The 6275-nt window shown below is 65.7% G+C and carries 6 protein-coding genes; 3 read left to right on the forward strand and 3 right to left on the reverse strand.

Features of this window, described 5'->3' with window-relative positions; translation table 11 throughout:
• Positions 1 to 164: 164 nt before the first annotated feature.
• The 3 genes from pstA to DESFRDRAFT_RS16005 form a co-directional block, all read right to left on the reverse strand.
• Positions 165 to 1043, reverse strand: a complete 879-nt coding sequence (pstA, locus tag DESFRDRAFT_RS15995; RefSeq protein WP_005995636.1) for a phosphate ABC transporter permease PstA — start codon at positions 1041 to 1043, stop codon at positions 165 to 167.
• 18 nt (positions 1044 to 1061) lie between these two features.
• Positions 1062 to 1955: a phosphate ABC transporter permease subunit PstC gene (pstC, locus tag DESFRDRAFT_RS16000; protein WP_005995637.1), complete on the reverse strand. Its 894-nt coding sequence runs from the start codon at positions 1953 to 1955 to the stop codon at positions 1062 to 1064.
• A gap of 82 nt (positions 1956 to 2037) precedes the next feature.
• The gene (locus DESFRDRAFT_RS16005; protein ID WP_005995638.1) at positions 2038 to 2841 is read right to left on the reverse strand and encodes a PstS family phosphate ABC transporter substrate-binding protein; all 804 of its coding nucleotides are present in this window, start codon (positions 2839 to 2841) and stop codon (positions 2038 to 2040) included.
• A gap of 333 nt (positions 2842 to 3174) precedes the next feature.
• On the opposite strand from DESFRDRAFT_RS16005, the gene rpe reads away from it, so the two are divergent.
• From rpe to DESFRDRAFT_RS16020, 3 genes are all read left to right on the forward strand, one after another.
• Positions 3175 to 3849 carry a ribulose-phosphate 3-epimerase gene (rpe, locus tag DESFRDRAFT_RS16010; protein ID WP_005995640.1) on the forward strand — a complete coding sequence of 225 codons (675 nt, stop codon included), beginning with the start codon at positions 3175 to 3177 and terminating at the stop codon, positions 3847 to 3849.
• 76 nt (positions 3850 to 3925) lie between these two features.
• A complete protein-coding gene (locus DESFRDRAFT_RS16015; RefSeq protein ID WP_233489630.1) occupies positions 3926 to 5842 on the forward strand; it encodes a PAS domain-containing hybrid sensor histidine kinase/response regulator in 1917 nt (638 codons plus the stop codon).
• A complete protein-coding gene (locus tag DESFRDRAFT_RS16020) occupies positions 5842 to 6165 on the forward strand; it encodes an Hpt domain-containing protein (protein WP_005995643.1) in 324 nt (107 codons plus the stop codon). The genes DESFRDRAFT_RS16015 and DESFRDRAFT_RS16020 overlap by 1 nt, the downstream gene beginning before the upstream one ends.
• Positions 6166 to 6275: the final 110 nt, after the last annotated feature.

The raw sequence follows: 6275 nt of genomic DNA on the forward strand, positions 1-6275 counted from the left end.
GCGTCAAGCACGTTCGAAGCCGCCGCCTCCCCCGCCGTCGGCCGCCGTCCCGGAAAGGGACGCGCGCGTCGCGGACGCGGGATGCCTTTTTTGCCTTCAGTTGCGATACAATCCCAACCGCGATGACAAGTCCAGTTTTTTCCGCCGCCTGCCGCTCGTCCGGATCAGCGCTTCTTCTGCAGCTTGGCCCGGTAGAGGATGGCCCCCAGGTTCATGCCGAGCACCAGCACAATCAGCACCAGCGCCGTGCCGTATTGCAGGGGCCGCGTCTTGTCGATCTCGGTGCCGGCCGTGGCCAGGACGTAGATGTGGTACGGCAGGGCCATGACCGAATCGGTAAGGTGGGTCGGCAGATAGGGCGTGAAAAAGACCGCGGCCGTGAACATGATGGCCGCCGTCTCGCCGGCCGCGCGGGAAAGGCCCAGGATGGCCCCGGTCAGCATGCCCGGCATGGCCGCCGGCAAAACCACCAGCCGGATGGTCTGCCACTTGGTGGCCCCAAGGCCGAGAGAGGCCTCGCGATAGGTCTGGGGCACGGACTTGAGCGCCTCCTCGGCCGTGCCGATGATCACCGGCAAAACCAGGATGGACAGCGTCAGGATGCCCGAGAGCAGGCTCACGCCGAGCCCGAAAAAGGTCACGAAAAAGGCCAGGCCGAAAAGGCCGAACACCACCGAGGGCACGCCGGCCAAGTTGTTGATGCCAAGCCGGATGAGCCGCAGCGTCCGGCCGGGGGTGGCGTATTCGTTGAGGTAGACGGCCGAGGCCACGCCCAGGGGAAAGGCCACGGCCATGGTGCCGAGGCTCAGGTAGATGGTGCCGAGGATGCAGGGCAGGATGCCGCCGGCGGTCATGGAGTCGCGCGGCATCTCGGTGAGGAAACTCCAGGAGATGGCCGGCAGGCCCTTGACCAGCAAGAAGCCGCAGATAAGGACCAAGGCGGCCATGTTCACGAGCGAGGACAGCCCGAACACGCCCCACATGATCTTCTGGGTGCGGTGGCGGCGGGCAAGGCCGGCCTGGGTGATGGCGTTGGCGTTCATGTTGGCGCTCCTTAGGCACTACAGGGTGGCCGCGCCGACCTGTTTGTGCTTTTCGGCCACGTGGCTGGCCACGATATTGAAAACCAGCGTGAAAAGGAAAAGGACGATGCCGATGGCGAAAAGCGCCCGGTAGTGGTTGCCGCGAAAGGCCGCCTCGGCCATTTCCGCGGCGATGCTCGACGGCATGGGCCGCACGGGCGAAAAAATGGAGGTGGGGATGATCGCCGCGCCGCCGGCGACCATGAGCACGACCATGGTCTCGCCGATGGCCCGGGACATGCCGAGCATGACCGCCGTGGAAATGCCGGACAGCGAGGCCGGCAGCACCACCTTGGCGATGGTCTCGAAATGGGTCGCCCCCAAGGCCAGCGAGGCTTCCTTGAGCTCGCGGGGCACGGAGTAGATGGCGTCCTCGGACACCGAGCAGATGGTCGGCACGGACATGAAGGCCAGCATGAGCGAGGCATTGAAAAGGTTGAGCCCGGTGGCCAGGTCGAAGGTGTCCTGCAGGTAGGGCGCGACCACCACCATGCCGAAAAAGCCGATGACGACCGAGGGCAGCGCGGCCAAAAGCTCGACAATGGGCTTGAAGATGTCGCGGGTCTTGCGGCTGGCGATCTCGGCCAGGTAAATGGCGGTCATGACCCCGAGCGGGATGGCGATGGCCGAGGACAGGGCCGTGACGGCGAGCGAGGCCACGATCAGCGGAAAGATGCCGAACAACGGCGGATCCGAGGTGGGATACCACAGCGACCCGAACAGAAAATCCGTCACCGAGACCACGCTGAAAATCGGCAGGCCCTCGACGAACAGATAGATCATGATGAGCGCCAGGGCCACGATGGAGGACAGCGCCGTCAGAAAGAACATGTTGCGGATCAGGTCGTCCTTGGCTTTGCGCGAAAGGGCCATGCGATTTCTCCCGAGAGCGCGTCCCGGCCCCGCAAGCCGGAACCGGGACGCGTAAATGGGCGGAGGTTTGGTGCGAAGGCGACTAGCTCAGGGGCACGTAACCGACTGCCTTGACCAGCTTCTGGCCTTCGGCGCCGAGCAGGAAGTCCACCAGGCCCTTGACCGCGCCGGCGGGAGCGCCGTTGGTGTAGATGTAGAGGTCGCGGGATATGGGGTACTTCTTGGACTTGGCGGTCTCGGCGGTGGCCTTGACGCCGTTGACGCTCAGCGGCTTGGTGGAGGCGTCGAGGTAGCCCAGGCCGATGTAGCCGATGGCGTTCTTGTTCTTGCTGACGGCCTGGACCACGGCGCCGTTGGAAGCCTGCATCAGGGCGCCGGGGAACACGTGGGCCTTTTTCATGACCAGGTTCTCCCAGCACTCATAGGTGCCCGAGGAGGTGTCGCGGGAAATGACGACCACCGGGCCCGTGCCGCCGAGATCCTTCCAGGAGGTCACCTTGCCGGTGTAGAGCTCCTTGAGCTGCTCCAGGTTGACGGCTTCGAGCTTGTTGGCCGGATTGACGATCGGGACGATGGCGTCGATGGCCACCACGGTCTGGACCGGATTTTCGCCCTTGCTCTTGGCCAGGTCGATTTCCTTCTGCTCCATGGCGCGCGAAGCCATGGCGATATCGGTGGAACCGTCGATCAGGGACTTGATGCCGTTGCCCGAACCGCCGCCGGAAACGGAAATCTTCACGTCCGGATGGGCCTTCATGTAGGCCTCGACGACCTTCTGCATGATGGGCAGGACGGTGGTGGAACCGTTGACTTTGATGGCGGTTTCGGCAAACGCGGTGGAGGCCACGAGCAACAGCGCGGCCACGATACCAATAAGTTTCTTCACTTGAGAACCCTCCTAAGTGGTTGTCGCGCCACGATTGGCGCGAAATGCCCCAGGTCACGGGCGAAACCTATGGACGGACTGTGACGGTTCGGTGACAAGGCCACGGAAAACGCGTGACGCGGCACCCTGTCCGAATTCACAAATGATTCCCACAAGTTGTATTGTTCAATTGTTACAAGGCCTCCATGACGACGCCGGGGCCGCCACACCGGGCGGCCGGACGCCGGGCGGGCGCTGACGGGACGGTTCCTTGACCACGGGGCTTGGCCGGTCTATGTACGTGACCATATACCTGGAACAGAAATTTTGACCACCCCTCCAGCCGGAGTCGTCATGCCCGCACCGTTTATTCTTTCGCCTTCCCTGCTTTCCTCCGACTTCGGCCGGCTGGCCGACGAACTGGCCGCCCTGGAAGGGGCCGGCCTGCGCTGGGTCCATCTGGACGTCATGGACGGGCTGTTCGTGCCCAACATCACCTTCGGCCCGCCGATCATCGCCGCCATGCGCCGCCGCAGCAAACTGTACTTCGACACGCACCTCATGATCGAGCGGCCGGAGCGTTACCTGGCCGCCTTTCGCGAGGCCGGCTCGGACCTCATCTGCGTCCATGCCGAGGCCACGGTCCACCTGGAACGCGCGGTCTCGGAAATCCGCCGCCTGGGCGCGGCCCCGGGCGTGGCCCTCAATCCCGCCACCCCCCTTTCCCAGGTGGAATACCTGCTGCCGCAACTCGAGATGGTGCTGGTGATGACCGTCAACCCCGGGTTCGGCGGCCAATCCTTCATTCCGTTCTGCCTGGACAAGGTCAAGGATCTTGCCGCCATGCGTCGGGAACGCGACCTCTCCTTCCGCATCCAGGTGGACGGCGGCGTCTCTCCGGACAATACCGCCGCCCTGGTGGCGGCCGGCGCCGACGTGCTGGTGTCCGGGTCGGCCTTTTTCGGCCACCCGCCCTACAAGGAGCGCCTGGATGTCTTTCAGGCGGCGGCTGCGACCAGCCCCACGTAAGCGGGACCGACGGCCCGGCGGCTTCCACGCCGCAAGGCGCGCCCCTCTGCCCGCCGTCCAGGCGGTCCTTGGCGACATGCCGGGCCGTCTGACGCGCCTGTCCTCCATTCTCGACGCCCTGGACCAGGGCATCGCCTTCGTCTCGCCCGAAGGCCTGGTCATGGAAATAAACGACCGCTACCTGAACCTGCTCGGCCGCGCGGCCGAGGACGTCCTGGGCCAGGGACTGGCCGCCCTGGACCTGGAAACCGAGGACTACCAGGCCAGCGCCTTTCTGGACCTCTTCCGGCGGGGCGTGGCCCATGCCCCGGTCTCCTTCGACCGCCGCCTGGGCGTCCGGGACGTCACGGCCAAGCTCCAGCCCGTCTTCGACCAGGGCAGCCTGATCGGCCTGCTCGTGTCGCTTATCGACGTCACCCCGCTGGTCGAGGCCAGACTCTCGGTGGAGCGCGAGAAAAGCTTTCTCGAACAGGTCATCACCATCGCCGGGGCGGCGATCTGCATCGTCAACCGCGACGACGTGGTGGTCACCATAAACGACGAATTCACGGCCATCACCGGCTACAGCCGCGACCAGGCCCTCGGACGCGAGCGGGCGGGCCTTTTGCGGGAATCCCCGCCCTCGCCCTGTCCGGCCAAGCCGGCCAGGCCCGGCAACGGCGCCGTGCAAAAACGCCAGTCCCAGATCCTCACCCGCGACGGGCAGCGGCTGACCATCCTCAAAAACGCCGCCCCCATCCTCGACGCCACGGGCACGCCCACCGGCGGCATCGAATCCTTCGTCGACGTCTCGAGCCTCATCCGGGCCCGGGTGGAGGCCGAGGAAGCCAGCCGCATGAAATCGGCCTTCCTGGCCAACATGAGCCACGAGATCCGCACGCCCTTAAACGCCATCCTGGGCCTGACCCAGATTCTGCGCAAAACAGCATTGACCGACGAACAGCGTGATTGCGTGGACACCATGCGCTCGGCCGGCGAGGGGCTGCTGGTCATCCTTGGCGACCTCCTCGATTTCTCCCGCATGGAGGTCGGCCGCCTGGAAATCCGGCCCGCGCCCATGGACATCGAACGCCTGCTCGAGGAAACCCGGCGGGTCATGGAGCCGCTGGCCGCGGAGCGCGGCCTGACCCTCTGCCTGGAACGCGATCCGGATCTGCCCCGGGTGCTGGTGTGCGATCCGATGCGCCTCAAACAAATCCTGCTCAACCTGCTCTCCAACGCCATCAAATTCACGCCCCAGGGGCGCGTGACCCTCTACGCCAGCCGGGCCCGGGAACCCATGGCCTACGAGGGGCCGGTGGCCGTGCAGTTCGCGGTGCGGGACACCGGGCCCGGCATCCCCGAGGGCATGCGGGAACGCATTTTCGAGCCGTTCGTCCAAAGCGACGAAACCATCGCCGGCAACCACGGCGGCACGGGGCTGGGACTTTCCATCTCCGACCGGCTGGTGCGGCTGCTCGGCGGCACCGGGCTCTCGGTGACCAGCCAGCCGGGCAAGGGCAGCTCCTTTTTCTTCACCCTGCGCCTGCCCGAGCCCGACGCCGTCTCCGCCCCGCCTCCGACCGAGGGTCCCCTGCCCCCGGCCCTGGACCTCGGCGGGCTGCGCGTCATGGTGGCCGAGGACAATCCCTTCAACCGCTTCCTGCTCCAAAAGATCCTGGAAAAACTCGGCGTCGGCCAGCAGTCCTTCGCCGTCGACGGCCAGGAAGCCCTGGACAAGATCCTGGCCGCCCGCGATGCCGGCACGCCCTTCCACATCGTGTTCATGGACGTGCGCATGCCTGGCATCGACGGCCTGGAGGCCACGCGCCGGGCGCGCGCGGCCGGCATCGAAACGCCCATCGTGGCGCTGACGGCCCAAAGCTCGTCCGAGGACGCCGAACGCTGCCACGAGGCCGGCATGTCGGCCTTTTTCGCCAAGCCGTACCGCATCAACGACCTGGAAGCGGTGCTCATAACCCTCGTTTCCGAACCCATACCAACGGCGGGATGATGCCAGACAACCTCCAACGCGCCCGTGCCTTCCTGCTGGAGACGCACCAGCTGGGCCCGGCGGAAACCGAAGAAGCCCTTTGCGTGGCCGCCTCGGTGCTGCGGATGGGGCTCACGCGCCTTGATGCGGCGATCCGGGCGGGCGACGGGGAGCAATGCGCCGAGCAGGCCCATGCCCTCAAGGGCAACCTGCTCAACCTCGGCCTGCCGGACCTCGCCGCCCTGGCCGCTAAGGCCATGGAACCGGCCCGAACGGAAGACTTCGAAGCCGTCCGCGAGACGGGCACCTCCCTGACCACCGCCCTTGGGCCGTTTTGGAAGTGAAGAAGATGCGAGAGGGGGAACCCTTTGAAAAGGGTTCCCCCTCTCGCGCGCTCCCCTTCCGAAACTTTTTGGCTTTATTGGCGCAGCACAGACAACAGGCAATTATCGTT

Source organism: Solidesulfovibrio fructosivorans JJ], from assembly GCF_000179555.1.
GTDB lineage: Bacteria > Desulfobacterota > Desulfovibrionia > Desulfovibrionales > Desulfovibrionaceae > Solidesulfovibrio > Solidesulfovibrio fructosivorans.